Genomic DNA, 25,833 nt, shown 5'->3' on the forward strand with positions numbered 1-25,833 from the left:
ATCCGATGCGAGTGTGGTTATTGAGTGCCGGCCTGGCCCTGAGCTTGTTGGCTCAGGGTGCAATGGCGGGAACCGTATTAGTAGTGGGCGATAGTATCAGCGCGGGTTTCGGCCTGGATACCCGTCAGGGGTGGGTTGCCTTATTGGAGCAACGGCTCAAGCGCGAAGGGTTCGACGATAAAGTGGTCAACGCCTCCATCACCGGTGACACCAGTGCCAGCGGCGCGGCGCGGCTGGGGCCGCTGCTTGCAGCGCATAAGCCGGCGCTGGTCATTGTGGAATTGGGCGGTAACGACGGCCTGCGCGGGCAGCCGCCAGCGCAATTGAAACAAAACCTTGCGTCGATGATCGACGCCTCCCAGGCGGCGGGTGCCAAGGTGCTTTTATTGGGCATGCAATTGCCGCCGAACTACGGTGTGCGTTATACCACGGCCTTCGCCAAGGTCTATGGTGAACTGGCCAGCGAGAAGTCGGTGCCTTTGGTGCCGTTCTTCCTTGAAGGCGTCGGTGGTGTGCCGGAGCTGATGCAAGCCGATGGCGTGCATCCTACCCAGGCGGCCCAGGGCAAGTTGTTGGAGAATGCCTGGCCGGCCCTAAAACCCTTGCTTTGACGCTTTTCTAGCGGCGGGCTTTCGGCTAATGTGGCGCCCCCTGTTTGGAGCCACTAATGCCGCGTCCTGTCTGGTCCCTGTTCGCTTACCAACTGATCGAGCCCGATGAGCAACTTGACCTGTTCGCTTGCCAGGAGCAACGCGTGCACCTGCTTGCCCGGCAGTTGGAACTGGGCGGCTCGATCGATCGCACATTGTGTGGCACGTTGTTACCAGCACAGCCTCGGCGCCTGGTGGTGCACAAGGGCATTTTTCGCGATCAGCGCCTGTGTAAGCTGTGCCGAGCCATTCTATTTGCCCAGCGCAAAGGCACCCGGCCGGTGTGGCCGGAGCTGCAGTCGAGCCCATAGGGGCACTGGAGTCTAGCGGGCTGCGGTGTACAATCGCGTTTTACCCCGTTTAGTACCAGCGAAGGATTTTCGGATGGCGTCGCGTTTTCCCAGCATTACCTGCTGCCTGTCCCTGGCCGCGTTGTTGGCCAGTGGTTCGGCCGCTGCCCTTGAGTTTGCATTGCCGCCAGCAGGCGAAGACATCATTGGCGAAGTTCGGGTGATAACCGCCAAGTACGAAGACACTTTCGCCGACATCGGCACCGCCAACGACCTGGGCTACCTGGAGATGGTGGCCGCCAACCCTGGGGTCGACCCTTGGTTGCCGGGCGCAGGCACTGAAATCGTGTTGCCGACCCGCTTCATACTGCCGCCGGGGCCGCGCGAGGGGATTGTCATCAACCTGGCTGAATACCGCCTTTATTACTATCCCAAAGGTGAAAACGTCGTCCACACCTACCCGCTGGGTATCGGTCGAGAAGGTTGGGGCTCGCCCATCGCCCAGACCAAAGTGATCGCCAAAACCGCCAACCCCACCTGGACACCCCCGGCGTCCATCAAGGCTGAGCATGCCGCCGATGGCGACCCCTTGCCCAATGTGGTGCCGGCCGGGCCAGACAACCCCTTGGGCCCTTTCAAGTTCACCCTGGGCGTGCCTGGCTACCTGATTCACGGTTCGAATAAAAAGTTCGGGATCGGCATGCGTACCAGCCACGGCTGTTTCCGCATGTTCAACGATAACGTGTTGGAGCTGGCCAAGATGGCTCCCGTGGGTACGCCGGTGCGCATCATCAGCGACCCGTACAAGTTCGGCGTCAGCGGTGGCAAGGTTTATCTGGAAGCTCACACGCCGCTCGACGACCAAGGTGCGCCGTCAGTGGTGGACAAGCACACTGCGGTGATCAACGCGCTGCTCAAGCGCCAGGACCTGGCAAACAACCTGCAAATGGACTGGAACACCGTGCGTGACGTGGTGGCGGCTGAAGACGGCATGCCGGTAGAAATCGCCGTGCCCAATGCGCCCATTGTTTCGCAGGTTCCGGGTGCTTCCGAGTAAGGCTACTGTGGCGGGCCATCGGTTGCCCGCTGCGGGTTCCGGCTCGCACAAAAAAGCCGCCCCTTACTGAGTAAGGGGCGGCTTTGGAGAACAATCCCTAGGGATTATTACTTGCGGCTAGCTTTTTCAAGCATGCGCAGAGCGCGCTCGTTGGCTTCGTCAGCGGTTTGCTGAGCTTTCTGAGCAGCGGCCAGAGCCTCGTCAGCTTTGCGGTAGGCTTCGTCAGCGCGTGCCTGAGAGCGAGCAGCAGCGTCTTCGGTTGCAGTCAGACGAGCTTCGGTTTCTTTGGTGGCGCTGCTGCAGCCGGAAGCCAGGATAGCGGCCAGGGCCAGTGCGGACAGTTTCAGAGCGTTGTTCATCGGGTTCCCCTTCAAGGACTTTCTGATTAGTAGCCATCTCTCACCGATGAGAAAATAGCCGAGACACATAGTACCCATTAGTTGTAGTAAGTAAACGCAGACTGTGCAAGAAGCGCTAAAAAGTCGTATTTCGATGTATCGTTGCCGGCTCCGTAAGGTGCTCGCCAGCAGCCGTTTTGGCCCCGGCCCTGTTGGTCGGCACACGAAGAGGCGTTAGTTGCGACAGCAACAAAGCGGTGCATCAGCGCTTAAGCGAGGGCGAACTAATAGTGACTTTATGGGTCCGCTGGCGTCACACCTACTTGCAGATGATTTTATTCTGATGTACGCATTTACAATGTTGTCAGCAGGCCCATTTGTGCTCTGGGCCGGTGCTCGCCCCAGGGGCGCTGAGTTTGGCCAAAGTGCAGTTTTCGGAAAGAACGACGCCACCGGTCTTGTTGTCTAAAAAAAACCCAAGGGCGTAGTGGTTCCTTCGCCGGAAAAAGATCGGTAAGGTAAGGGTCAAAATCCAAGACCCGCGAGGAGCAGTAGTGATGAGCGAGGCGTTGTCCATTCACCATGACCAGGCCGGTCACCAGTTCGAGACCAATGTCGATGGTCATCGCGCTTACCTGACATACATGGATCTCGGGAAGCAGACCCTGGATATTTATCGCACGTTCGTGCCCAACGCCTTACGTGGCCGTGGCATCGCGGCCGCTTTGACCGAGCAGGCGCTCGAATACGCCGAGCGCATGGGCTATACGGTTATCCCATCCTGCTCTTACGTGGAGCGCTATATGGAGCGCCACCAACGTCAGGCGGCGAAACTCTGAAGGCATGAACGAAAACGCCGGGCATCGAGCCCGGCGTTTTGCTATCTGACGTTTAGGCCAGAACGCGCGCCCGCTTGGGCAAAACCCCTTTGAGCTTGGCGTGCATGCCGCGCAGCGTCGCCTCGGTGCTCGCCCAGTCGATGCAGGCATCGGTTACGGAAACACCATACTGCAGGTCGGCCAGGTCTTTTGGAATCGATTGCGCGCCCCAGTTCAGGTGGCTTTCGACCATCAGGCCGATAATCGATTCATTACCCTCAAGGATCTGATTGGCGACGTTTTCCATCACCAGCGGCTGCAGCGCCGGGTCTTTGTTGGAGTTGGCGTGGCTGCAGTCAACCATCACATTGGGCTTGATGCCGGCCTTGTTCAGCGCCTGCTCGCACACCGCGACACTGACCGAATCATAGTTAGGCTTGCCGTTGCCGCCGCGCAAGACCACATGCCCATAGGCGTTGCCCTTGGTGGTGACGATCGACACGCCGCCTTCCTGGTTGATACCCAGAAAACGGTGGGGGCTGGAGACCGACTGCAGGGCGTTGATGGCCACGGTCAGGCCGCCGTCGGTGCCGTTTTTGAAGCCAACGGCCGAAGACAAGCCCGAAGCCATCTCGCGATGCGTTTGCGACTCTGTGGTGCGAGCGCCGATGGCCGACCAGCTGATGAGGTCTTGCAGGTACTGCGGGGAGATCGGGTCCAGTGCCTCGGTCGCCGTGGGCAGGCCCATCTCCGCCAGGTCTAGCAACAACTGGCGACCGATGTGCAGGCCGTCCTGAATCTTGAAGGAGTCGTCCAGGTAAGGGTCGTTGATCAGACCTTTCCAGCCCACCGTGGTACGCGGCTTCTCGAAATACACCCGCATGACCAAATACAGCGTGTCCGATAGCTCAGCGGCCAGGGCTTTCAAGCGCGCGGCGTACTCGTGGGCGGCCTTGATGTCATGGATCGAACATGGCCCGATGACCACGAACAGCCGGTGATCTTTGCCGTCGAGGATATTGCGTACCACTTCACGCCCCTTGGTCACCGTCTGCAGGGCAGCCTGGCTCAGGGGGATTTCCCGCTTGAGCTGGTCGGGGGTGATCAGGGTTTCGTTGGAGGAAACGTTCAGGTCGTCGATCGGTAAGTCAGCCATCGTGTTACTCGTCAGGTCACGGGTGCCGGCCGCCAGCGACCCCGCGCGGCGGAGCACAGCATGATTATGTGCAGCGGGGGACGGAACCTTAGCGCGTTAGGCCTTGGCTCTACAATGGGCAACGTCTGCTTTGTGGCGATAGAGCGCACCTATTTCGAGCATTTCAGAGCGGGTTGGTTGGGGTATTCCACAGAGGTGTTCAGGGGGACGCGGCAATAAATTGAACATTACAGACCTTGGCGGGTCGCTCTGCGCTGCTAAGCTGCAAATATCTGCTTTTACGGCAGTCCGGGAGTCGGGATGATTAAATCAATGCTCTACGCCACCGATCTTGGGGCCTATGCACCCTATGTCATGCAGCACGCGCTGGCGCTGGCACGTACCTTCAGCGCAGAGCTCTACGTGATCCACGCCGTAGAGCCCATGGGCCTGTTTGCTCAGTCGGTGCTCGAAAGCTACCTCGACCAGCCGACCCTGAATGCTTTGCACAGCGAAGGCGTAAATACCGCTATGGATGGAATCGAGCAAAAAGTCCTGGAAACGTTTCGCGAAGAACTGGGGGAGGGGCAGGACCTGGCGCTGATTAGGGCGGTTCGTGTGCGTCAGGGTGACCCGGCCGAAGTGATACTGGCGCAGGTGCGGCAAATGAGTGTCGACTTGGTAGTGCTGGGCAGCCACTGCCATTGCCAAGGCAGTGATAAGCCCCTGGGCCGTACCGCGGCCCACGTGCTGCAACTGGCCCAGGTTCCGGTGTATATGGTACCTCTGCCGAAAGCATAAGCACCGTTCGATGCGTACTGAGTTAAAAACCAGTTAAAAAGTTCTAGATTTATGGTTGCGACCTTTAATATAGTTATAACCCTTCGCTGATGCCTAGCGTTTCAATTGCTTTGAGGGTTGCATATGAAGCTTCAACAACTGCGCTACATCTGGGAAGTGGCGCACCACGACCTCAACGTTTCCGCCACCGCACAGAGTCTTTACACCTCTCAGCCGGGTATCAGTAAGCAGATTCGCCTGTTGGAGGATGAGCTGGGCGTCGAGGTGTTCGCCCGTAGCGGCAAGCACCTGACCCGGGTCACCCCGGCGGGCGAGCGGATCATCACCACGGCCGGTGAGATCTTGCGTAAGGTCGAGAGCATCAAGCAGATCGCTCAAGAGTTCTCCAACGAGAAAAAAGGCACCTTGTCGATCGCCACTACCCACACCCAGGCGCGCTACGCATTGCCTCAGGTGATCAGCAACTTCATCAAGCAATATCCCGACGTTGCCCTGCACATGCACCAGGGCTCGCCAATGCAGATCGCCGAAATGGCCGCCGACGGTACGGTGGACTTCGCCATCGCCACCGAAGCATTGGAGCTGTTCGGTGACCTGATCATGATGCCGTGCTACCGCTGGAACCGTTGCGTGGTGGTTCCCCAGGGCCACCCCCTGATCAAGCAGGGCAAGCTGACCCTGGAAAGCCTGGTGGATCACCCTATCGTGACCTATGTGCACGGCTTTACCGGTCGTTCCAAGCTCGACGAAGCCTTCAGCCGCCTGGGCCTGGAACCGAAGGTGGTATTCACTGCGGCCGATGCTGACGTAATCAAGACTTACGTGCGCTTGGGCCTGGGGGTTGGCATCGTGGCGAAAATGGCCGTCGATACCAAGCTGGACGCCGACCTGGTGATGATCGACGCCGACCATCTGTTCGAACCCAGCGTGACCAAGATCGGTTTTCGCCGTGGCACCTTCCTGCGCGGGTTCATGTGCGACTTTATCGAACGATTCGCCCCGCACCTCACCCGCGAAGTCATGGCCAAGGCCATCCAGTGCCATAACAAGCAGGAGCTCGAAGCGCTCTTCGATAGGGTTGAGTTGCCGGTTCACTGAGGCCAGGGCGAGTGGCCCTGGCCAAGTGGGTCAGGCCTTGCCGATCAAATTACCGGCATGCAGCCCGCATTCTTTCTGGGTGGCTTCTTCCCACCACCAGCGCCCCTCACGCTCGTGTTGGTTAGGCAATACCGGGCGCGTGCAAGGTTCGCAGCCAATGCTGATAAAACCGCGCTCATGCAGGCTGTTGTAGGGCAGTTCGAGCATGCGAATGTAGCCCCAGACCTCTTCGCTGGTCATTTGCGCCAGCGGGTTGAATTTGTACAGGGTGCGCTGCTCATTGGAAAACGCGCCATCGACCTCCAAAGCCGGCACTTGGCTGCGGGTGCCAGGGCTTTGGTCACGACGTTGGCCCGTGGCCCAGGCCTGAACCCCGGCCAGTTTGCGCCGCAAGGGTTCGATCTTGCGAATGCCGCAGCATTCGCCATGGCCATCCCGGTAAAAACTGAACAGGCCTTTTTCCTTCACGAAAGGGTCGAGGCGAGCGGAGTCTGGTGAGACGATCTCGATCTGGATCGAGTAATGGTCGCGCACTTGTTCGATAAAACGGTAGGTTTCCGGGTGCAGGCGGCCTGTATCCAGGCTGAACACTTTGACGTTTTTGTTCAGCTTCCAGGCCATGTCGACCAGTACTACGTCTTCAGCTCCGCTGAAGGAAATCCACAACTCATCGCCAAAATGCTGGAAGGCCAGCTTGAGAATGTCTTGTGGCGACTTGTTGGCGTAGGTCGCGGCGAGTTCGGCGACGTCAAGGTTCGTGATCATCAGGCGGCTTCCAGGCGGTAAAGTGGCGCTTTGCGCTCATAGAAGGCGAATCTTAGCAAATGCAGCAGAGCCTTGCTCAGCCAAGGCCTTGCAGGGTGTCGAGCAGCACTCGGACCTTGAAGATCGACTCTTCGTACTCGGCCTGCCACTGTGAGTCGGCGACCACCGCACCGCCGCCCCAGCAAAAAACCTGACCATCCTTGACCAGCAGGCTGCGAATCGCGATCGAGCTGTCCAGGTTTCCTCGCACGTCCATGTACAACAACGAGCCGCAATAGAATGCCCGGCGTGTCGGCTCGACTTCGTCGATGATCTGCATGGCGCGGATTTTCGGTGCTCCGGTGATGGAGCCACCCGGGAAACTGCCCGCCAGCAGGTCCAGGCAGTCTTTGCCGGCCGCCAGCTCGCCGGTGACGCTGCTGACCATGTGGTGCACGTTGGGGTAGCTTTCGAGGCCGAACAACTGTGGCACCTGCACCGAGCCGATGCGGCAGCTGCGGCCCAGGTCGTTGCGCAGCAGGTCGACGATCATCAGGTTTTCCGCCCGGTCCTTGGCGCTGGCCAGCAGCTCGCGAGCATTGGCGGCGTCCTGCGCCGCATCGCTGGCGCGCAGTCGGGTGCCTTTGATCGGGCGGGTTTCGACCTGACCATCACCTACCTGCAGATAGCGCTCGGGGGAGAAACTCAGCAAGTGGCTGCCATCGGCTAGCCCAATAAACCCGGAAAACGGCGTTGGGCAGGCCTGGCGCAGGGCTTTGTAGGCGTGCCACGGCTCGCCCTCACAGGGCGCACGAAAGCGCTGGGTGAGGTTGACCTGATAGCAGTCGCCGGCCTGGATGTAGGCTTGGATGCGTTGGAATGCCTGGCGATAGCCTTCGGCATCCAGGTCACTGGCAAAGTTGGCCTTTAGGCGGAAGCGGCCAGCCAGGGTGGCTTCAGGGGCCTCGAAGCACTGCACCAGGGTTTTTCGGCGGCTGTCCGGTAGGTTGGGGTGGAACACCAGTTGGCTGGTGCACGCTTGGTGGTCGCTGATCAACGCCCAGTCATACAGGCCCAGTTGTGCATCCGGTAGGCCGATATCATCGGTCGGCCCGCAGGGCAGTTGCTCGAGGCGGCGGCCGAAGTCGTAGCTCAGGTAGCCCATCAGGCCGCCAGCGAAAGGCAGCGGGCAGCCCTGCGGTAGTTCGGCATGGCCGAGGCGGGCCAAGCTTGCGCGCAAGCGCTGCAGATAGTCGCGGCCGGGCTCGCCGGGGGCCGCTTCGAGGCGCTCGACCGGCCAAGCGCTCAATAGGTCGAAACGGCCTCGGCTGGCCGCAGGGCGAGCACTGTCGAGCAGCACCGCGCCGGGAGCGCCCTGGATGCGCGAAAAGTAGGTCGCCGGGTCGGCATGATAAGGCAGGGGGTGTAAGGCGCAGGTCGGCATTGGGCAGGGGTCAGCGGGCGGAGCGCCGATTGTAATCCACCTGCATGCTGCTGTCGTGGACCTTGGGTACAGAACCTAGGCGATCACCGCCGGCACATGGCCAAACAATTGCTGGGCAAAGCGTACCCGCTGTTCGGCGTCCTCCACCTCGCCGCTGACGGCCAGTTCAGCCAGGCGTGCCTCTACGGCGTGGGTACGGTGGGTCAGCCCACAATCGTTGGCGATCTGGATGTTAAGCCCTGGGCGCGCATTGAGTTCGAGTATCAGCGGGCCTTTCTCTTGGTCGAGCACCATGTCCACACCGATGTAACCCAATCCGCACAGCTCGTAGCAACCGGCGGCGAGCCTCATGAAACCGTCCCAGTTGGGCAGTTGCACACCGTCTACCGCGTTGGCGGTATCGGGGTGTTTGCTAATGATGCTGTTCAGCCAGGTACCTTGCAGGGTGGTTCCGGTCGCCAGATCGACGCCAACGCCAATGGCGCCCTGATGCAGATTGGCTTTGCCGCCTGATTGGCGGGTCGGCAGGCGCAGCATGGCCATCACCGGGTAGCCCATCAGGACGATGATGCGGATGTCAGGCACGCCTTCGTAGCTGATGCTCTTGAAAATCTGGTCGGGCGTGACTCGGTACTCGATCAGCGCACGGTCGCGGTGCCCACCCAGGGAGTACAAACCGGTGAGGATGCTGGAAATCTGATGCTGAATGTCTTCCAAGCTGATGAGCTTGCCAGAAACGGTGCGAAAGCGCCCCTCGAAACGGTCGGCCACCACCAGGATACCGTCGCCGCCGGCGCCCTGGGCTGGCTTGACGACAAAGTCACTGCGCCCCTCGATGATGCTTTCCAGGCGGTCTATATCCTTCTCCGTGGAAATCACCCCGTACATTTCCGGCACGTGAATGCCCGCCGCGATGGCGCGCTCCTTGGTGATGATTTTGTCGTCGACAATCGGGTAGAGGCTGCGCTTGTTGTACTTGAGCACATAGTCGGCATTTCGCCGGTTGATGCCCATGATGCCCCGGGCCTCCAGGGCTTTCCAGGTTTTCCAGAGGCCGAACATCAGGCGTCATCCTTGACGAAGGCCTTGAAGCGGATCAGCTCGCTAAGGCGATAACCCCGGTAGCGCCCCATGGCCAGCATGAAACCGACGAGAACCAACAACACGGCCGGGAAGGTAAACACGAAGTAGATCAGCTCCGGCACGCTCATTAGTAGATGGGCGATGGACGCTGCGAACAGGGTGCCGATGGCGACTTTCATGGCATGGCCGCCGCCGCGTTCTTCCCAGGTGATCGAGAGTCGTTCAATGGTCATGGTGAGAATCACCATGGGGAACAGTGCCACCGACAAGCCCCGGTCCAGGCCAAGTTTGTGGCTGAGCAGGCTGATGGCCGCGATCAGCACCACAACGAATGTCAGGACCACGGACAGGCGAGGCAACATCTGCAGTTTCAAGTGTTCGAGGTACGACCGTAACGACAGCCCCAGCGCGGTGATGACGGTAAACAACACAATGCCGAAACCCAACTGGGTTTCACGAAACGCCAGGGCGATCAGTACCGGGGTGAAGGTGCCGAGGGTCTGCAGGCCGATCAGGTTGCGCAGGATCAGAATTACCAGCACGCCGATGGGGATCATCACCATGATCATAAAGGTCCGCTGGGTCTCCAACGGCAGGCCATAGAGCGAGTACTCGAGAAAGTCAGCGTCAGTGTTTTCATCGGTGAGCTTGGCCAGGCGGATGGCGTTCATTTCGCTGTTGTTCAAGCTAAAAGTAACCGTAGCCTTTTTGCCGCCTTCGACGCTGATCAGGTTGTCATCGCCGGTCCACCAGAGCAGGCGATCGCTGGGCAGGCCTTGCTCGCCGGTTTCAGGGTTGAAGTACAGCCAGTCTTTGCCGTTGAAGCTGCGCAGCCATAGCTCCGGGCTCTGCGGTAGGTCGGCGACCAGGCGCAGGGTGTGGACCTTTTCCATGGGCACGTGGGCGATCGACAGCAATAGATCGACGACTTTCGCCTTGTGCACGGTGGAGGTGTCCCCGGCGAGCAGCAGCCTGACGTTGTCGTCAGCCAGGTTGTTGACCCGCTTGATGGTCTCGCTGACGAAGGTTTCGACATCCGCCGAGTGCTGGCGAATAGGTGCCAGCAGCGCTTCGGCTGCGATCTTTTCCGGGCCCTCGACGGCCAGGCTGTCGCGAAAGATCGGGCCTTTGACCTTGGTTTTTTCACCGCTGTAACGTTTGGTCAGGACCAACCGGTAGTACAGCGTCTGGTTGCCAGTAGCTCGCCGCGCCGACCAGGTGACTTTGCGGTTGCCGTCGATGCGGTTAACGCTCACGCCATAATTGTTGGAAATGAAGCTTTCGTTGAGGCTCACATAGTCGCGGCTCAGGGGCGGCACGAACATTTGGATCTTGACCGAATCCTTCGGGTTGGGAACGAATTCCACTTTGGCGTCGATGTTCCACAGGTCGTCGGTTTCATCCTCGGTGACCGGGATGCCGAGGGCGAAGATCTGATAGGCCGTAATGGCAATGCCAAGCACGACCAGTACGGTGATCAGGATCTTCAGGTGGAGGGTTAGAGAGCGCATTCACATTACTCTGCGGTTTTAGCGTCAGTGGCGCAGGCAGGTTTTCCTGCCGCGTATTTTAGGCTGGGGTCGACCAGGGCGCCGAAGTGTTTGAGCGCGTCGGACCCCACGAGCAGTGGGTACTCGAAGGCGCTGCGATCGGTGAGGTTCACCTCGATCGTGCGCAAGGCCGTGCCCATGCAAACTTGCAAGGCGATCACCGGCCGAGTCGTGTAGTTTTTGCCTTCGTCGGGGTTGTAGTCGCCGGCGCGGCGCTTGATTCGGCTGACCCGGGCCAACGGGCGTTCGATAGGGTGGTCGTGGGCGGCATCGATGCTCAGGTAGAAGCGCACCCAGGACTCCCCGTTGCGTTTGAATCGTTTGATATCGCGGGCGCTGAGTGAGGCGGTCTTGGCGCCGGTGTCCAGCTTCGCGGCGACCTGCAGGTCGATTTCATCGAGCCGAATGTACTCGTTGAGCCCGTAGATGGTTTTATCTGCAGCCAGGCTGAAGCCGGGTGCGAGCAGCAGGCATATAAAGGAGGGGAAGGCTTTGAGTCTCATAATCCTGGCAGGTAAACCCTTGCATCCATGTGAACCCGCCATGACTCAATGGCAGGCAGGATGATGTAGGCCCCAGGCAGGGGGCGGGTCGGATTCTATCACGCTGGTTTCGTGGCGCCAGCGGCTGATGGGTTTGACGGGGTAGAAAAGGATAAGTTCGCCACTGGCTGATTGTCGACAATCCAGTGATCAGCTTTGACAGATGCCCTTATATTAGCTAGTTTCAGCACTATAAGAATATGAGGTGTCGACACAATGCTCGATGCAACCGGGTTTACCCCAGTGCCAGCCGCTGAATCCGAGACACTTTCGGAAAATGTTTTTCGGCGTATTCAGGCAGCCATTGTCTGTGGCGATATCGCCCCCGGCAGCAAGATCTCCGAGCCAGAGCTGGCTCGCACCTATGGCATCAGCCGCGGGCCCCTGCGCGAGGCCATTCACCGCCTGGAAGGGCAACGCCTGCTGGTGCGCATTCCCCACGTGGGCGCGCGAGTGGTTTCCCTGAGCCATCTTGAATTGATCGAGTTGTACCAGATCCGTGAGTCCATGGAAGGCATGGCCTGCCGCCTCGCGGCTGAGAACATGACGCCCCAGGAGATCCATGAATTGCGTCAGGTGCTCGACACCCACGAGCGTGATGCGGCGTTTCAGGCCGGTGAGGGGTATTACCAGCAGGAAGGTGATTTCGACTTTCATTATCGGATCATCCAAGGCAGCGGTAACCGGATGCTCACGCAGATGCTCTGCGGCGACCTCTACCAGTTGGTGCGCATGTATCGCATCCAGTTTTCCAGTACGCCGAACCGGCCGCGCCAGGCTTTCAACGAGCACCATCGAATTTTAGACGCCATCGCCGATCGCGACGGTGAGTTGGCCGAGCTGTTGATGCGCCGTCATATCGGCGCGTCGCGGCGCAACATCGAGCGGCACTATCGGGACCTTCCCGAGCACAACAAAAAACACGAGAGGTGAGTCATGGGTCATTCGAATACTCCAGGGCAGCGCTTTCGCGACGCTGTGGCGGCCGAGCAACCGTTGCAGATCGTCGGCGCCATCAACGCCAACCACGCGCTCCTCGCCAAGCGGGCAGGTTTCAAGGCGATTTACCTTTCAGGGGGGGGCGTTGCGGCAGGTTCGCTGGGGTTGCCTGACCTGGGTATCAGCGGCCTGGAGGATGTGTTGACGGACGTGCGGCGCATTACCGATGTCTGCGACCTGCCACTGCTGGTGGACGTCGACACCGGTTTCGGTGCCTCAGCTTTTAACGTGGCGCGTACCGTCCGCTCGATGATCAAGGCCGGCGCCGCCGCCATTCATATCGAAGACCAGGTCGGTGCCAAGCGCTGCGGGCACCGGCCGAACAAAGCCATCGTGCCGTTGGAGGAAATGGTCGATCGTATCAAGGCGGCAGTGGATGCCCGCACCGATCCCGGTTTTGTCGTGATGGCGCGCACCGACGCCCTCGCGGTGGAGGGCGAAGCGGCGGCCCTGGAGCGCGCCCAGGCGTGTGTCGAAGCAGGCGCCGACATGATCTTTCCTGAGGCGATCACTGAGCTTTCGATGTACCAGCGCTTCGCCCAAAGCGTACAAGTGCCGATTCTGGCGAACATCACCGAGTTCGGCGCCACGCCGTTGTTTACGGTCGAGCAATTGAAGGCCGTCGAGGTGGCCATGGTGCTGTACCCCCTGTCGGCTTTTCGGGCGATGAACCGGGCGGCGCAGAACGTCTACACGGCAATCCGTCGCGACGGTACCCAACAACAGGTGCTGGACACCATGCAAACGCGCATGGAGCTCTACGACGCCATCGATTACCACACCTTCGAGCAGCGCCTCGACGCCCTGTTCGACCAACACAAAGGCTGATTCAGCGACAACCTTTGCTGCACATTTTTCCATAAGAAATCCAAGACAGGAGAAAACCATGGCTGAAGCAAAAGTACTCGCAGGGGCCGGCCTGCGTGGCCAGGTGGCCGGGCAAACGGCCCTTTCCACCGTCGGCATGCCCGGGGCCGGGCTGACTTATCGCGGCTATGATGTGCGCGAGCTGGCCGAGCACGCCGTATTCGAAGAAGTGGCTTACCTGCTGTTGCATGGCGAGCTGCCTAGTCAGGCCGAGCTGGCTGAATACACTCAGCACCTGGGTACGTTGCGGGAACTGCCGCAGGCGTTGAAGGAGGTGCTCGAGCGCATCCCGGCCGATGCTCACCCGATGGACGTCATGCGCACCGGGGCCTCGTTTTTGGGCACCCTCGAACCGGAGCTTAGTTTCGAGCGGCAACAGGGCGTTACGGAGCGCCTGCTGGCGCTGTTTCCCGCCATCATGTGTTACTGGTACCGCTTCGCCCACCATGGTGTGCGTATCGCCAGCAGCAGCGACCAACCGACCCTGGCCGGGCATTTCCTGCATTTGCTGCACGGTAAGCCGCCCAGCGAGTTGCAGCGTAAGGTCATGGACGTGTCGCTGATTCTCTACGCTGAGCACGAATTCAACGCTTCGACGTTCACCGCGCGGGTTTGTGCCTCGACCCTCTCGGACCTTTACTCGTGCATCACTGCCGCGATCGGTTCACTGCGCGGCCCGCTGCATGGCGGGGCCAACGAAGCGGCCATGGCCATGATCGAACGCTTCGATTCGCCCCAGGCTGCCGTGGCCGGCACCTTGGCCATGTTGGAGCGCAAAGACAAGATCATGGGCTTTGGCCACGCGGTCTACAAAGACAGTGACCCGCGTAACGAAGTGATCAAGGGCTGGGCCAAGCAGCTGGCCGACGACGTGGGCGACCAAGTGATCTACCCCGTGTCGGAGGCCATCGACAAGGTCATGTGGGAGCAGAAAAAGCTGTTTCCCAATGCCGACTTCTACCATGCCTCGGCCTATCGCTTCATGGGCATCCCCACTAAGTTGTTCACCCCGATCTTCGTGTGTTCGCGCCTGACCGGTTGGGCTGCCCACGTGTTCGAGCAGCGCGCCAACAACCGCATTATTCGCCCCAGCGCCGAATACACCGGGGTCCAGCAGCGTCCTTACGTGCCCCTCGCGCAGCGTTGATTGCCCCCTTTTAACCCCTTTAGAGAGTTTGTCATGAGTGCCAATGTTGATCTGAATAACCGTCCTGACTATGACCAAGTGCTGCAGGATATCGCCGACTACGTATTGACCTTCAAGGTGGAATCCCGCGAAGCGCTGGACACCGCCCGTAACTGCCTGATGGACACCCTGGGTTGCGGTCTGCTGGCCTTGCGTTTCCCTGAATGCACCAAGCACCTGGGCCCTATCGTTGAAGGTACCGTGGTGCCCCATGGTGCCCGCGTGCCGGGCACCAGCCTGCGCCTGGATCCGGTCAAGGCAGCCTGGGACATTGGCTGCATCATCCGCTGGCTCGACTATAACGACACCTGGCTGGCAGCCGAGTGGGGCCACCCATCGGACAACCTCGGCGGTATCCTGGCCGTGGCCGATCACCTGTCGCAGAAGCGTGTCGCTAACGGTGAAGCGCCGTTGAGCATGCGTGAGGTGCTGGATGCGATGATCATGGCCCATGAGATCCAAGGTGTGATCGCCCTGGAAAACTCCTTTAACCGGGTCGGTCTGGACCACGTCCTACTGGTGAAAGTGGCTTCCACCGCGGTCACCGCCAAGCTTATGGGCGCCAACCGCGAGCAACTGCTGGCAGCTTTGTCCCACGCTTTCGTCGACGGCCAGGCATTGCGTACCTATCGCCACGCGCCTAATGCCGGTTCGCGCAAGTCATGGGCGGCGGGGGATGCCACCAGCCGTGCGGTACGCCTGGCGGATATCGCCCTGCGTGGCGAAATGGGCATACCAGGTGTGCTCAGCGCGCCGCAGTGGGGCTTTTACGACGTGCTGTTCAGCCACACCAACAAGGACCTGGCCTTGAAACCGGAACACCAGCGCGGGTTCAGCCTGTCCCAGCCCTATGGCACCTACGTGATGGAAAACGTGCTGTTCAAGATCAGCTTTCCGGCCGAGTTTCACTCGCAGACCGCGTGCGAAGCGGCCGTCACCCTGCATCCGCAAGTCAAGGACCGCCTGGGAGACATCGATAAAATCGTTATCACCACCCACGAGTCGGCGATCCGCATCATTTCCAAAGTCGGCCAACTGGCCAACGCCGCTGACCGTGACCACTGCCTGCAATATATGACGGCCGTGCCGTTGGCATTTGGCAACCTGGTCGCCGAGCAGTACGAAGATGATTTTCACAATGCCCACCCGATCATCGACCAGTTGCGCGAAAAGATGGAGATCGTCGAAGACCCGCGATTCAGCCGTGAGTACCTGGAAGCGGACAAGCGTTCGATCGCCAACGCCTTGCAGGTGTTCTTCAAAGATGGCACCAGCACGGAGCAAGTGACCGTGGAGTACCCCATTGGCCATCGCCGTCGCCGTACTGATGGTATTCCACTGCTGGAAGACAAGTTCAAAGCCAACCTGGCCACACGTTTCACCGCGCAGCGTGCGGCTAGCATTTTTGCGCTGTGCAAGGACCAGGCGAAGCTTGAGGCTACGCCTGTACACCGTTTCATGGACCTGTTCGTGGTTTGACCGCAGCCAAGGGGGCGGGGCTCGCCCCGGCCCCTCGGCTATACAGTAGCTGGCGGTGTCATTTGTCTTTATAGAAAAAGAATTCCGCGCTCTCGCCCGTTTTGACATAGGTTTTATCCCAGCCAGGCTTCACCCGCCGGTCATGGAAAAACAGTGCGCCGCCGGTGCGGTCACGCAGTTGCTGGTTCAGCGCCTTGCGCGCGATTTCCTTGGCGATTGCATAGCGCGATTCTTCCTGCACGGCGTCCGGGCGGCCATCGCACCACCAGGAAAATTGGCAATGCTTCATTTCCGAGCCTTGCTTGACCACCCCGCACACGGTGTCCGGGAAGTCCTCATGGCCTACTCGGTTCATCACCACATTGGCCACGGCCTCCATGTCGGCGCTTTCGCCACCTTTGGCTTCCCAATAGATACTGCGCGCCAGGCACGTCAGGGTGTCGTCCAAGGCATTGGCCCCGGCAGGGTCGATGGCCTGGGCTTCGGCGCGGGTCAAAGCCTGGCTGCTGGGTGGCGGGGCGTCGCTGTGGGCCGCAGCCTTGCGCTCCAATACCTTGGCTTTACTCTCGGCCTTGGCCGCGTCTGCCTCTGCGTGTGCGGGCCGGCTGTGCAGGGCGCTCGACAGGCAGAAGGCGGCCATTAGAGCGAACAGGGCGGTACGCTGTTTATTATTATGTAGGTACTGCATGGATCACCTTTACTTGAAGCGACGTTCCACGCCTTTTTCCACGAGAATTTTCGCTGAAATCTCCTCTACGGAAAAATGCGTCGAGTTGATGTTGGGGATATTTTCGCGGCGAAACAGGCCTTCGACCTCGCGCACTTCGAACTCGCACTGGGCGTAGCTGGAGTAGCGGCTATTGGGTTTACGTTCATGGCGGATCGCAGTGAGCCGGTCGGGGTCGATGGTCAGGCCGAACAGCTTGCTCTGGTGAGCCTTGAGGGCCGCTGGCAGTTGCAGGCGCTCCATGTCGTCTTCGGTCAATGGGTAATTGGCCGCGCGGATACCGAATTGCATGGCCATGTACAGGCATGTCGGGGTTTTGCCGCAGCGGGACACGCCTACCAGGATCAGGTCGGCTTTGTCGTAGTAGTGGGTGCGGGCGCCGTCGTCGTTGTCCAGGGCGAAGTTCACCGCCTCGATGCGCTCCATATAGTTGGCGTTGTGCAGGATGGAGTGGGACTTGCCGACCGAATAGGAGGAGCGGGCGTTGAACTCCTGCTCCAGGGGCGCGAGAAAGGTGGAGAAGATATCGATCATAAAGCCATCGGCGGTGGCCAGGATCTCGCGGATGTCCTGGTTGACGATGGTGTCGAAGATGATCGGCCGCACCCCATCGCGCTCGGCCGCGGTGTTGATTTGCTGTACCGCCACCCGGGCCTTCTCGACGCTGTCGATGTAGGGCCGCGTGAACTTATTGAATGTAATGTTCTCGAATTGCGCTAGAAGACTTTGCCCGAGGGTTTCTGCTGTAATGCCGGTGCCGTCGGAGATGAAAAATGCTGATCGTTTCATTTGCGCCCGGCCCTTAAGCTGGTGACGATTCTTGGATATGATAGGCCCGGTTGAACGGCCTGGAATGCCTGGCATTCTCACTCATTTTGCGGGCGTAGGCCATCACCGCTCGGAGCGCTCTTGGGGCGTACGGGATACTGAGTTTTTCCAACATCGTCAGTGGAGAGATCACCTTGGCAGAGTACGTAGTTTCCCTCGATCAGCTCGGCGTTAACGATGTCGAACACGTAGGGGGCAAGAACGCTTCCCTGGGCGAGATGATCAGCAACCTCGCGGGCGCCGGGGTCAGCGTACCGGGTGGTTTCGCCACGACCGCCCAGGCCTACCGGGACTTTCTCGACGACAGCGGCCTCAACGCTCAGATCCACGCCGCCCTGGACGCCCTGGATGTCGACGACACCAACGCCCTGGCCCGCACTGGCGCGCAGATCCGCCAATGGATCATGGAGGCCGAATTCCCTGAGCGGTTGAACGAGGAGATCCGCAGCCACTTCGCCCAATTGTCCAAGGGCAACCCGGACATGGCCGTCGCCGTGCGCTCTTCGGCCACCGCCGAAGACTTGCCCGACGCCTCGTTCGCTGGCCAACAAGAGACCTTTTTGAACATCCGCGGCGTGGAAAACGTTATCCGCGCGGCCAAGGAGGTGTTCGCCTCGCTGTTCAACGACCGCGCCATCGCTTATCGCGTGCATCAGGGCTTCGACCACAAGCTGGTGGCCTTGTCGGCGGGTGTGCAGCGCATGGTGCGCTCGGAAACCGGCACCGCCGGGGTCATGTTCACCTTGGATACCGAGTCTGGCTTTCGCGACGTCGTGTTCATCACCGGCGCCTATGGCCTGGGTGAAACGGTGGTGCAGGGGGCGGTCAACCCCGACGAATTCTACGTGCATAAACAAACCCTGGAAGGCGGCCGCCCGGCCATCCTGCGGCGCAACCTGGGCAGTAAAGCGATCAAGATGATCTACGGCGACGAGGCCAAGGCCGGGCGCTCGGTGAAAGTGGTGGATGTCGACAAGGCCGAGCGTGCGCGCTTTTGCCTGAGCGATGGGGAAGTCACCGAGTTAGCCAAACAGGCGCTGATCATCGAGAAGCACTACGGCCGGCCGATGGACATCGAGTGGGCCAAAGACGGCGATGACGGTCAGCTGTACATTGTGCAGGCGCGCCCGGAAACGGTAAAAAGCCGCTCCAATGCCAATGTGATGGAGCGTTACCTGCTCAAAGAGAAAGGCACGGTACTGGTAGAAGGCCGGGCCATTGGCCAGCGTATCGGTGCAGGCAAGGTGCGGATCATTCACGACGTTTCGGAGATGGACAAAGTCCAGGCCGGCGACGTGCTGGTGTCCGATATGACCGACCCGGACTGGGAACCGGTGATGAAGCGCGCCAGCGCCATTGTTACCAACCGTGGTGGGCGTACTTGCCACGCCGCGATCATTGCCCGTGAGCTGGGGATCCCTGCCGTCGTGGGCTGTGGCAACGCCACCCAGCTGCTCAAAGATGGCCAGGGAGTGACGGTATCCTGCGCAGAGGGGGACACGGGTTATATCTTCGAAGGTGAACTGGGCTTCGATATCAAGCAAAACTCGGTCGACGCCATGCCCGAGTTGCCGTTCAAAATCATGATGAACGTCGGCAACCCGGATCGCGCCTTCGATTTCGCCCAGTTGCCCAATGAAGGGGTAGGGCTGGCCCGCCTGGAATTCATTATCAACCGTATGATCGGCGTGCACCCCAAGGCGTTGCTCAACTATGACAGCCTGCCGCCGGAAATCCGCGACAGCGTCGACAAGCGCGTGGCCGGCTACAACGATCCCGTGGGCTTCTACGTCGAAAAACTGGTCGAGGGCATCAGCACCCTGGCGGCCGCGTTCTGGCCGAAGAAGGTCATCGTGCGCCTGTCGGACTTCAAGTCCAACGAGTACGCCAACCTGATCGGCGGCAAGCTGTACGAGCCGGAAGAAGAAAACCCGATGCTGGGCTTTCGCGGCGCTTCGCGTTACATCAGTGAGTCGTTCCGTGACTGTTTCGAGCTCGAATGCCGGGCCATGAAGCGGGTGCGTAACGACATGGGCCTGACCAACGTGGAAATCATGGTGCCGTTCGTGCGCACCTTGGGTGAAGCCAGCCAAGTGATTGACCTGCTCGCGGAAAACGGCCTGGCCCGGGGCGAAAACGGCCTGCGCATCATCATGATGTGCGAGCTGCCTTCCAACGCCCTGATGGCGGATGAATTCCTCGAGTTCTTCGACGGATTCTCCATCGGCTCCAACGACCTGACCCAGTTGACCCTGGGCCTGGATCGCGATTCGGGGATCATCGCCCACTTGTTCGATGAGCGTAACCCGGCGGTGAAGAAGCTGTTGGCCAGCGCCATCGCTGCATGTAACAAGGCCGGTAAATACATTGGTATTTGCGGCCAGGGCCCGTCGGACCATCCCGACCTGGCCAAGTGGCTGATGGAGCAGGGCATCGAAAGTGTGTCCCTGAACCCGGACTCGGTCCTGGAGACTTGGTTCTTCCTGGCCGAGAAAGAGATCGGCAGTTAAACTGGGGCCCTCGGCTGGGGGCTAACCCGCCCCCCAGCCGAGCCCGCACATTCCTCATACGCAAGAACCCTATGCAAAGCAGCAGCAAACTTTTCCCCGTGGCGTTGCTCAGTGCCGAGCGGCGCGGCGACCTCAGTGAAGACGTCTATCGCATCAAAGCGGCCAATAGCCCCGATGCCAGCGTCGAACTGGCCGTTACTCGTCTGGGGTTGGCCGACTCACTAGCCCCTCGGGGCGTGCCAGTCATTCTTTTGCATGGCAGTTTCTCCAATCGACGCTTCTGGTATTCGGCGCGCGGCGTAGGCTTGGGCGCCTGGTTGGCCCGCGCCGGGTATGACGTGTGGATTCCGGAGATGCGTGGGCACGGCTTGTCGCCGCGTAACCTGGACTACGCCAACAATCGCGTAGCCGATTACGCGCGCTTCGATTTGCCGGTGATCAATGCGTTCGTTCATGAGCAGTCCGGCCAAGTGCCGCACTGGGTGGGGCACTCGTTGGGGGGGATCACCCTGGCGGCAGCGCTCGGCGGCGGGTACCTCGAGGCTGGGCAGGTAGCGTCCGTGGCATTGTTCGGCAGCCAGGTCAGCCGTCGCTACTGGCCATTGAAAATACCGCCGGTGGCGTGGGGCGGGCGCTTGCTGCTCAAACGCTTTGCTCACCTGTCGGGCGCTCGCCTCAAGCGCGGCCCCGAGGATGAGCCCATCGGCGTCGCACTGGAGTTCATGGGCTGGCACGGCCTGTTTGGCGGCTTCCGTGAGGCCGGCTGCAACTGGTGGGCCGGTTTGGCCCAGGTGCAATTACCTTTGCTGGTGGTGGCCGCCAACGGCGATCAGCAGGATCCGCCCTGGGCCTGCCGGGCGCTGTTCGAACAATGCAGCGCGGCGGCGCGCCAATTCGTTTGCCTGGGCCGAGCCGAGGGTTTCAGTGAAGAGTTCGACCACGTGCAGATGCTGGTGAGCAAGGCTGCTCAACTGGAGGTCTGGCCAATGGTTGAGCGTTGGCTGGTCGCCCACACCGCGCCTAGCCCTTTGCAACAACCGTTGCTGGCGGTGGGCTAAACCAGCGGTTAGGCTGGGTGAGTGAATTCCAGCCCATCGATGTCCACGCCTGCGACAGGAGTTTCCCCATGCACTACCTAACGCCCGATCTGTGCGATGCCTACCCAGAACTGATCCACGTGCTCGAACCCATGTTCAGCAATTTCGGTGGCCGCGATTCATTTGGCGGCCAGATCGTCACGATCAAGTGCTTCGAAGACAACTCCAAGGTCAGGGAGCAAGTGGCGCTGGACGGCCATGGCAAGGTCTTGGTGGTGGATGGCGGCGGCTCCCTGCGTTGCGCGCTGCTGGGTGACATGCTGGCCGAGAAAGCCGCCCACAATGGCTGGGAAGGCATCGTGATTTATGGCTGCATCCGGGACGTCGATGTCATTGCCCAAACCGACATCGGCGTCCAGGCACTCGCCAGCCACCCGTTGAAAACCGATAAGCGCGGTATCGGTGATGTCGACGTCGTCGTCAATTTCGCCGGGGTGACCTTCCGCCCAGGCGAGTACCTGTATGCCGACAATAACGGTGTGATCGTATCGCCTAGTCCGTTGCAGATGCCTGAATAACCTTATCCAACAGCGGGGTCGTATGTTCGAGGAAGAAAACGCGCAATGGGGGCTGGTGCATGCCCTGGTGCTGGATGGTCATGGCGGGGCGCGTTGGCTTGCTCGAACTGATCTGGACGGCCTGCAACTGGCCGAATGCGAAAGCCTATGGTTGCACTGGGACCGCAGCCACCCGCAGACCCAGACCTGGCTGCGTCAGGATAGCGGCCTGAGTGAATTCAGTTGCGACCTGTTGCTCGAGGAAAACACCCGGCCGCGCCTGGTGGCGCTGGCCGAAGACGAGCTGCTGCTGTTCTTGCGCGGGGTCAACCTGAACCCGGGTGCGGAACCCGAAGACATGGTGTCGGTGCGCATCTTCGCCGAGCGCCAGCGCATTATCTCGCTGCGCTTGCGGCCACTGCGCGCCACCGACGAGTTGCTGGCCGAGTTGGAAGCCGGCAAAGGGCCGAAAACCGCGTCTGAATTGATCCTGGCCCTGGCCCAGTTGCTGACCGACAAGGTGCAGGCGTTGGTCACTGACCTCGGGGAGATCGTCGATGACGAAGAAGATAAAATCGACAGCGACGAGCGTTACACGCCCGAACACGGCGCCATTCTGCAGATCCGCCGACGCGCCGCAGGCTTGCGCCGATTCCTCGCCCCACAGCGGGAAATTTACGCTCAGTTGGCCCGTAACCGCCTGCCCTGGTTTGTCGAGGACGATGCCGATTATTGGAACGAGCTGAACAACAGCCTGACTCGCTACCTTGAAGAACTGGAGCTGACCCGCGAACGCGTCGGCCTGGTCATGGAAGCCGAAAGCCGACGTCTGAGCGAGCGCATGAACCGCACCATGTACCGATTCGGCATCATCACCGGTATATTCTTGCCCATGAGTTTCCTCACCGGCCTTTTGGGAATCAACGTGGGCGGCATTCCGGGGGCCGACAGCCCTTACGGTTTTTTAGTGGCGTGCCTGATGATGCTGACCGTTGCGCTGGGCCAGTGGCTGCTGTTCCGCCGACTGCGCTGGGTATGAAGGGGCGGGTACTGTGCTGGATCTCTTTGGTGAGCTTTCTATATAGAGGTACGTTCGTGCTCGATCATGTGACTCGCCCGCAGTGGTCTGCGTCTTTGACTGATATAGCGTGAGGTGAACATGCACGATCCGTTTGAAGAATCGCTGCGCGACATGCTCAAGGCTTCGTCTTCCAGCCGTGATGACGATGCGTGCCTGGGGCGCGTGCTGAAAACCGCTAACCGCCAGGTCGGTGCCGGTGATCTATTTAGTCTGATGGGGCGCTGGGGCCAGGCGTTCCTGATTGCCGTCAACAATGGCTCGGCGCATGTTGCGCCGGTGTCACGACGTACTCGCTCTGCCGCCCACGCGGATAAGGTTGATTGACTATGGAACTTGACCTCTGGACCCAAAGCCTGGTCACTGCAATGACTGCCTTGTGGACCAAAGTGGCCAACTTTATTCCCAACCTCTTCGGAGCGTTGGTGGTGGTACTGCTTGGTTTCGTGGTTGCCAAGTTGCTGGACACCCTACTGTCGAAACTCCTCGCCAAAATGGGCCTGGACCGGCTGATGGCGGGCACGGGCCTGACAAAGTTGCTAGGGCGCGGCGGGATTCAAGTGCCGATCTCTACGGTGATCGGTAAGATCGTTTACTGGTTCATTCTGCTCACCTTCCTGGTCTCGGCGGCTGAGCTGTTAGGCCTGCAACGTGTGTCGGCGACGCTGGACATGCTCATGCTGTACCTGCCCAAAGTATTTGGTGCAGCGCTGGTTTTGCTGGTTGGTGTGCTGTTGGCCCAGTTGGTCAATGGCTTGGTCCGAGGCGCCGCTGAGGGCGTGGGCCTGGATTACTCCGCAGGGATGGGCCGAATCGCCCAGGGCCTGGTTATCATCATCAGTATTTCTGTCGCGATCAGCCAGTTGGAGGTCAAGACCGACCTGCTCAACCATGTGATCGTGATCGCTTTGATTACCGTTGGTCTGGCCGTTGCACTGGCCATGGGGTTGGGCAGCCGTGAGATTGCCGGCCAGATCATCGCCGGTATTTATGTGCGCGAGCTTTACCAGGTAGGCCAGCACGTGCGGATTGAAGAGGTCGAGGGGCAGATCGAAGAGATCGGCACGGTCAAGACCACCGTGCTGACCGATGACGGCGAGCTGGTGTCGGTGTCCAATCGGATTCTTTTGGAGCAGCGGGTCAGTAGCCGCTAGTGCAGGATTTTGCTAATGTATGCCGCCGCGAAAATGCCCGGTCCTGCGGGTCTTGGCGGACATTGACCTGACTGTCGGCCCGACCTGTTTTGAATAAAGTACATACGCTGCCGGTACGCTACGACCCCCGCGAGCTCTCTGACGAGGAGTTGGTGGCGCGTTCTCATGACGAGCTGTTTCATGTGACCAGGGCGTACGAGGAGCTGATGAGACGGTACCAACGGACACTCTTCAACGTGTGTTCGAGATATTTAGGGAACGATCGTGATGCTGACGATGTCTGTCAGGAAGTGATGCTAAAAGTGCTTTACGGGTTAAAGAATTTCGAAGGTAAGTCGAAGTTTAAGACTTGGCTCTACAGCATCACCTACAACGAATGCATCACGCAGTACCGTAAAGAACGGCGTAAGCGTCGCCTCATGGATGCTCTTAGCCTCGACCCGCTCGAGGAAGCATCCGAAGACAAGGCGCCGAAACCGGAGGAGCGAGGAGGGTTGGATCGCTGGCTTGTGCATGTGAACCCGATCGATCGTGAGATTTTAGTGCTACGCTTCGTCGCAGAGCTGGAATTTCAGGAGATCGCAGACATCATGCGCATGGGGCTCAGCGCCACCAAAATGCGTTACAAGCGTGCGCTTGATAAATTACGTGAGAAATTTGCAGGTATTTCCGAAACTTAGTTCGGTGCAAATGTCTCTAACGTGTAGGCAAGTTCTGCTAGACTTGTCGCCGAGTTGGCCCATGGTTGTTGGGCCGCTTAACAATCACCAGATGGGGATTTAACGGATGAAACTGAAAAACACCTTAGGCCTTGCCATTGGCTCTCTTGTTGCCGTGACTTCGTTCGGCGTATTGGCACAAGGCCAAGGCGCTGTCGAGGTGGAAGGCTTCGCCAAAAAATACATGACCGACAGCAGCCGCGACTACAAGAACGACGGCAACCTGTTCGGCGGCTCGATTGGCTACTTCCTGACCGACGACGTTGAACTGGCTCTGTCCTACGACGAAGTCCACAACATTCGTAGCGATGCTGGCAAGAACATCAAGGGCTCCGATACCGCCCTGGACGCGTTCTACCACTTCGGTACTCCAGGTGTAGGCCTGCGCCCATACGTTTCGGCCGGTTTTGCTCACCAGAGCATCGGTCAAGACGCTGGTGGTCGTGACCACTCCACTCTGGCTAAGCTGGGTGGCGGTGCTAAGTACTACTTCACCGAAAACTTCTACGCCCGTGCCGGCGTTGAAGCGCTCTACAACATCGACAAAGGCGACACCGAGTGGGCTCCAGCCGTTGGCGTGGGCGTAAACTTCGGTGGCGGCTCCAAGCCTGCTCCAGTAGCTGCTCCAGCACCTGTTGCTGAAGTTTGCTCCGACAGCGACAACGATGGCGTGTGCGACAACGTCGACAAGTGCCCTGACACCCCTGCCAACGCTACCGTTGACGCTGATGGCTGCCCAGCCGTAGCTGAAGTGGTTCGTGTTGAGCTGGACGTCAAGTTCGACTTCGACAAAGCTACTGTTAAGCCTAACAGCATGGGTGACATCAAAAACCTGGCTGACTTCATGGCTCAGTACCCACAAACCACCACTACTGTTGAAGGTCACACTGACTCCGTCGGTCCTGACGCTTACAACCAGAAGCTGTCCCAGCGTCGTGCCGACGCTGTTAAGCAAGTTCTGGTTAACCAGTACGGTGTTGGTGGTAATCGTGTGAACTCGGTAGGCTACGGCGAAACCCGTCCAGTTGCTGACAACGCAACTGAAGCTGGCCGCGCTGTAAACCGTCGCGTAGAAGCTGAAGTAGAAGCTCAAGCCAAGTAATCGGCTCGCGCTCTACAAGAAAAACCCGGCCTAGGCCGGG

27 protein-coding genes are annotated in these 25,833 nt (G+C 59.7%); 18 read left to right on the forward strand and 9 right to left on the reverse strand.

The window, feature by feature from the left end; genetic code table 11:
* Positions 1–5 precede the first annotated feature (5 nt).
* The 3 genes from QCL65_RS10490 (at position 6) to QCL65_RS10500 (ending at position 1,997) form a co-directional block, all read left to right on the forward strand.
* A complete protein-coding gene (locus tag QCL65_RS10490; RefSeq protein ID WP_407316157.1) occupies positions 6–611 on the forward strand; it encodes an arylesterase in 606 nt (201 codons plus the stop codon).
* Between the two features lie 56 nt (positions 612–667).
* Positions 668–961: a hypothetical protein gene (locus tag QCL65_RS10495; protein ID WP_407316158.1), complete on the forward strand. Its 294-nt coding sequence runs from the start codon at positions 668–670 to the stop codon at positions 959–961.
* 73 nt (positions 962–1,034) lie between these two features.
* Positions 1,035–1,997, forward strand: coding sequence for a L,D-transpeptidase family protein (locus tag QCL65_RS10500; RefSeq protein ID WP_407316159.1), 963 nt, complete (start codon positions 1,035–1,037; stop codon positions 1,995–1,997).
* 107 nt (positions 1,998–2,104) lie between these two features.
* On the opposite strand, the gene QCL65_RS10505 is transcribed toward QCL65_RS10500, so the two are convergent.
* A complete protein-coding gene (locus QCL65_RS10505) occupies positions 2,105–2,356 on the reverse strand; it encodes an Lpp/OprI family alanine-zipper lipoprotein (protein WP_407316160.1) in 252 nt (83 codons plus the stop codon).
* Between the two features lie 536 nt (positions 2,357–2,892).
* Here QCL65_RS10505 and QCL65_RS10510 point away from each other — a divergent pair.
* The gene (locus QCL65_RS10510; protein WP_407316161.1) at positions 2,893–3,174 is read left to right on the forward strand and encodes a GNAT family N-acetyltransferase; all 282 of its coding nucleotides are present in this window, start codon (positions 2,893–2,895) and stop codon (positions 3,172–3,174) included.
* Positions 3,175–3,226: 52 nt separating this feature from the next.
* Here QCL65_RS10510 and QCL65_RS10515 read toward each other — a convergent pair whose 3' ends face one another.
* Complete coding sequence (locus tag QCL65_RS10515) at positions 3,227–4,309, reverse strand: 3-deoxy-7-phosphoheptulonate synthase (protein WP_407316162.1); 1,083 nt, start codon at positions 4,307–4,309, stop codon at positions 3,227–3,229.
* Positions 4,310–4,609: 300 nt separating this feature from the next.
* On the opposite strand from QCL65_RS10515, the gene QCL65_RS10520 reads away from it, so the two are divergent.
* Both QCL65_RS10520 and cysB read left to right on the forward strand, forming a co-directional pair.
* Complete coding sequence (locus tag QCL65_RS10520; RefSeq protein WP_407316163.1) at positions 4,610–5,089, forward strand: universal stress protein; 480 nt, start codon at positions 4,610–4,612, stop codon at positions 5,087–5,089.
* A gap of 123 nt (positions 5,090–5,212) precedes the next feature.
* Entirely contained in the window at positions 5,213–6,187 is a 975-nt protein-coding gene (gene cysB / locus QCL65_RS10525) for an HTH-type transcriptional regulator CysB (RefSeq protein ID WP_407316164.1), read from the forward strand.
* 30 nt (positions 6,188–6,217) lie between these two features.
* Here cysB and QCL65_RS10530 read toward each other — a convergent pair whose 3' ends face one another.
* The 5 genes from QCL65_RS10530 to QCL65_RS10550 form a co-directional block, all read right to left on the reverse strand.
* Entirely contained in the window at positions 6,218–6,952 is a 735-nt protein-coding gene (locus QCL65_RS10530) for a phosphoadenylyl-sulfate reductase (RefSeq protein WP_407316165.1), read from the reverse strand.
* 76 nt (positions 6,953–7,028) lie between these two features.
* Positions 7,029–8,375 carry an aminodeoxychorismate synthase component I gene (pabB, locus tag QCL65_RS10535; RefSeq protein WP_407316166.1) on the reverse strand — a complete coding sequence of 449 codons (1,347 nt, stop codon included), beginning with the start codon at positions 8,373–8,375 and terminating at the stop codon, positions 7,029–7,031.
* Between the two features lie 75 nt (positions 8,376–8,450).
* Entirely contained in the window at positions 8,451–9,437 is a 987-nt protein-coding gene (locus tag QCL65_RS10540; protein WP_407316167.1) for an alpha-L-glutamate ligase-like protein, read from the reverse strand.
* On the reverse strand, positions 9,437–10,969 hold the full coding sequence (locus QCL65_RS10545) for an inactive transglutaminase family protein (RefSeq protein WP_407316168.1): 1,533 nt from the start codon (positions 10,967–10,969) through the stop codon (positions 9,437–9,439). The genes QCL65_RS10540 and QCL65_RS10545 overlap by 1 nt, the downstream gene beginning before the upstream one ends.
* 5 nt (positions 10,970–10,974) lie before the next feature.
* Complete coding sequence (locus QCL65_RS10550; protein ID WP_407316169.1) at positions 10,975–11,511, reverse strand: ATP-dependent zinc protease; 537 nt, start codon at positions 11,509–11,511, stop codon at positions 10,975–10,977.
* Positions 11,512–11,766: 255 nt separating this feature from the next.
* Between QCL65_RS10550 and QCL65_RS10555 the strand changes: the two genes are divergently transcribed.
* Genes QCL65_RS10555 through prpD form a run of 4 tightly spaced genes read left to right on the forward strand, consistent with a single transcriptional unit; the run spans position 11,767 to position 16,081 of the window.
* Positions 11,767–12,483 (forward strand): GntR family transcriptional regulator, encoded by a 717-nt coding sequence (locus tag QCL65_RS10555; protein ID WP_407316170.1) that lies wholly within the window; start codon positions 11,767–11,769, stop codon positions 12,481–12,483.
* A 3-nt stretch (positions 12,484–12,486) separates the two neighbouring features.
* Positions 12,487–13,377: a methylisocitrate lyase gene (gene prpB / locus QCL65_RS10560; RefSeq protein ID WP_407316171.1), complete on the forward strand. Its 891-nt coding sequence runs from the start codon at positions 12,487–12,489 to the stop codon at positions 13,375–13,377.
* Between the two features lie 58 nt (positions 13,378–13,435).
* Complete coding sequence (gene prpC / locus QCL65_RS10565) at positions 13,436–14,563, forward strand: 2-methylcitrate synthase (protein WP_407316172.1); 1,128 nt, start codon at positions 13,436–13,438, stop codon at positions 14,561–14,563.
* Between the two features lie 33 nt (positions 14,564–14,596).
* Complete coding sequence (gene prpD, locus QCL65_RS10570) at positions 14,597–16,081, forward strand: 2-methylcitrate dehydratase (protein ID WP_407316173.1); 1,485 nt, start codon at positions 14,597–14,599, stop codon at positions 16,079–16,081.
* Between the two features lie 58 nt (positions 16,082–16,139).
* Here prpD and QCL65_RS10575 read toward each other — a convergent pair whose 3' ends face one another.
* Positions 16,140–16,721, reverse strand: coding sequence for a cell wall hydrolase (locus QCL65_RS10575; RefSeq protein WP_407316783.1), 582 nt, complete (start codon positions 16,719–16,721; stop codon positions 16,140–16,142).
* Between the two features lie 57 nt (positions 16,722–16,778).
* Complete coding sequence (locus QCL65_RS10580) at positions 16,779–17,597, reverse strand: pyruvate, water dikinase regulatory protein (protein WP_407316174.1); 819 nt, start codon at positions 17,595–17,597, stop codon at positions 16,779–16,781.
* Between the two features lie 173 nt (positions 17,598–17,770).
* Here QCL65_RS10580 and ppsA point away from each other — a divergent pair, with 173 nt between their 5' ends.
* The 8 genes from ppsA (at position 17,771) to QCL65_RS10620 (ending at position 25,793) form a co-directional block, all read left to right on the forward strand.
* On the forward strand, positions 17,771–20,146 hold the full coding sequence (ppsA, locus tag QCL65_RS10585) for a phosphoenolpyruvate synthase (protein ID WP_407316175.1): 2,376 nt from the start codon (positions 17,771–17,773) through the stop codon (positions 20,144–20,146).
* Between the two features lie 71 nt (positions 20,147–20,217).
* A complete protein-coding gene (locus tag QCL65_RS10590) occupies positions 20,218–21,204 on the forward strand; it encodes an alpha/beta fold hydrolase (RefSeq protein WP_407316176.1) in 987 nt (328 codons plus the stop codon).
* Between the two features lie 68 nt (positions 21,205–21,272).
* Positions 21,273–21,761 carry a ribonuclease E activity regulator RraA gene (gene rraA, locus QCL65_RS10595; RefSeq protein ID WP_407316177.1) on the forward strand — a complete coding sequence of 163 codons (489 nt, stop codon included), beginning with the start codon at positions 21,273–21,275 and terminating at the stop codon, positions 21,759–21,761.
* Between the two features lie 22 nt (positions 21,762–21,783).
* A complete protein-coding gene (locus tag QCL65_RS10600; RefSeq protein WP_407316178.1) occupies positions 21,784–22,779 on the forward strand; it encodes a zinc transporter ZntB in 996 nt (331 codons plus the stop codon).
* Positions 22,780–22,899: 120 nt separating this feature from the next.
* Positions 22,900–23,145: a CrfX protein gene (locus QCL65_RS10605; protein ID WP_407316179.1), complete on the forward strand. Its 246-nt coding sequence runs from the start codon at positions 22,900–22,902 to the stop codon at positions 23,143–23,145.
* 2 nt (positions 23,146–23,147) lie between these two features.
* Positions 23,148–23,972: a mechanosensitive ion channel family protein gene (locus QCL65_RS10610; protein WP_407316180.1), complete on the forward strand. Its 825-nt coding sequence runs from the start codon at positions 23,148–23,150 to the stop codon at positions 23,970–23,972.
* A gap of 89 nt (positions 23,973–24,061) precedes the next feature.
* Positions 24,062–24,652, forward strand: coding sequence for an RNA polymerase sigma factor SigX (gene sigX, locus QCL65_RS10615; RefSeq protein ID WP_407316181.1), 591 nt, complete (start codon positions 24,062–24,064; stop codon positions 24,650–24,652).
* A 106-nt stretch (positions 24,653–24,758) separates the two neighbouring features.
* Positions 24,759–25,793 carry an OmpA family protein gene (locus QCL65_RS10620; protein WP_407316182.1) on the forward strand — a complete coding sequence of 345 codons (1,035 nt, stop codon included), beginning with the start codon at positions 24,759–24,761 and terminating at the stop codon, positions 25,791–25,793.
* Positions 25,794–25,833: the final 40 nt, after the last annotated feature.

Source organism: Pseudomonas sp. nanlin1 (genome assembly GCF_045571515.1).
GTDB lineage: Bacteria > Pseudomonadota > Gammaproteobacteria > Pseudomonadales > Pseudomonadaceae > Aquipseudomonas.

Excerpts from the sequence above, each read along its gene's own strand:
- QCL65_RS10510 (WP_407316161.1), top strand. The coding sequence starts at position 2,893 with ATGAGCGAGGCGTTGTCCATTCACCATGACCAGGCCGGTCACCAGTTC.
- QCL65_RS10550 (WP_407316169.1), bottom strand. The coding sequence starts at position 11,511 with ATGAGACTCAAAGCCTTCCCCTCCTTTATATGCCTGCTGCTCGCACCC.
- QCL65_RS10620 (WP_407316182.1), top strand. The coding sequence starts at position 24,759 with ATGAAACTGAAAAACACCTTAGGCCTTGCCATTGGCTCTCTTGTTGCC.
- QCL65_RS10580 (WP_407316174.1), bottom strand. The coding sequence starts at position 17,597 with ATGAAACGATCAGCATTTTTCATCTCCGACGGCACCGGCATTACAGCA.
- QCL65_RS10605 (WP_407316179.1), top strand. The coding sequence starts at position 22,900 with ATGCACGATCCGTTTGAAGAATCGCTGCGCGACATGCTCAAGGCTTCG.
- QCL65_RS10515 (WP_407316162.1), bottom strand. The coding sequence starts at position 4,309 with ATGGCTGACTTACCGATCGACGACCTGAACGTTTCCTCCAACGAAACC.
- QCL65_RS10530 (WP_407316165.1), bottom strand. The coding sequence starts at position 6,952 with ATGATCACGAACCTTGACGTCGCCGAACTCGCCGCGACCTACGCCAAC.
- QCL65_RS10500 (WP_407316159.1), top strand. The coding sequence starts at position 1,035 with ATGGCGTCGCGTTTTCCCAGCATTACCTGCTGCCTGTCCCTGGCCGCG.
- prpD (WP_407316173.1), top strand. The coding sequence starts at position 14,597 with ATGAGTGCCAATGTTGATCTGAATAACCGTCCTGACTATGACCAAGTG.
- QCL65_RS10540 (WP_407316167.1), bottom strand. The coding sequence starts at position 9,437 with ATGTTCGGCCTCTGGAAAACCTGGAAAGCCCTGGAGGCCCGGGGCATC.
- prpC (WP_407316172.1), top strand. The coding sequence starts at position 13,436 with ATGGCTGAAGCAAAAGTACTCGCAGGGGCCGGCCTGCGTGGCCAGGTG.
- QCL65_RS10610 (WP_407316180.1), top strand. The coding sequence starts at position 23,148 with ATGGAACTTGACCTCTGGACCCAAAGCCTGGTCACTGCAATGACTGCC.
- QCL65_RS10590 (WP_407316176.1), top strand. The coding sequence starts at position 20,218 with ATGCAAAGCAGCAGCAAACTTTTCCCCGTGGCGTTGCTCAGTGCCGAG.
- QCL65_RS10555 (WP_407316170.1), top strand. The coding sequence starts at position 11,767 with ATGCTCGATGCAACCGGGTTTACCCCAGTGCCAGCCGCTGAATCCGAG.
- pabB (WP_407316166.1), bottom strand. The coding sequence starts at position 8,375 with ATGCCGACCTGCGCCTTACACCCCCTGCCTTATCATGCCGACCCGGCG.
- QCL65_RS10600 (WP_407316178.1), top strand. The coding sequence starts at position 21,784 with ATGTTCGAGGAAGAAAACGCGCAATGGGGGCTGGTGCATGCCCTGGTG.
- QCL65_RS10495 (WP_407316158.1), top strand. The coding sequence starts at position 668 with ATGCCGCGTCCTGTCTGGTCCCTGTTCGCTTACCAACTGATCGAGCCC.
- QCL65_RS10545 (WP_407316168.1), bottom strand. The coding sequence starts at position 10,969 with ATGCGCTCTCTAACCCTCCACCTGAAGATCCTGATCACCGTACTGGTC.
- QCL65_RS10520 (WP_407316163.1), top strand. The coding sequence starts at position 4,610 with ATGATTAAATCAATGCTCTACGCCACCGATCTTGGGGCCTATGCACCC.
- QCL65_RS10505 (WP_407316160.1), bottom strand. The coding sequence starts at position 2,356 with ATGAACAACGCTCTGAAACTGTCCGCACTGGCCCTGGCCGCTATCCTG.
- QCL65_RS10490 (WP_407316157.1), top strand. The coding sequence starts at position 6 with ATGCGAGTGTGGTTATTGAGTGCCGGCCTGGCCCTGAGCTTGTTGGCT.
- QCL65_RS10575 (WP_407316783.1), bottom strand. The coding sequence starts at position 16,721 with ATGGCCGCCTTCTGCCTGTCGAGCGCCCTGCACAGCCGGCCCGCACAC.
- cysB (WP_407316164.1), top strand. The coding sequence starts at position 5,213 with ATGAAGCTTCAACAACTGCGCTACATCTGGGAAGTGGCGCACCACGAC.
- rraA (WP_407316177.1), top strand. The coding sequence starts at position 21,273 with ATGCACTACCTAACGCCCGATCTGTGCGATGCCTACCCAGAACTGATC.
- prpB (WP_407316171.1), top strand. The coding sequence starts at position 12,487 with ATGGGTCATTCGAATACTCCAGGGCAGCGCTTTCGCGACGCTGTGGCG.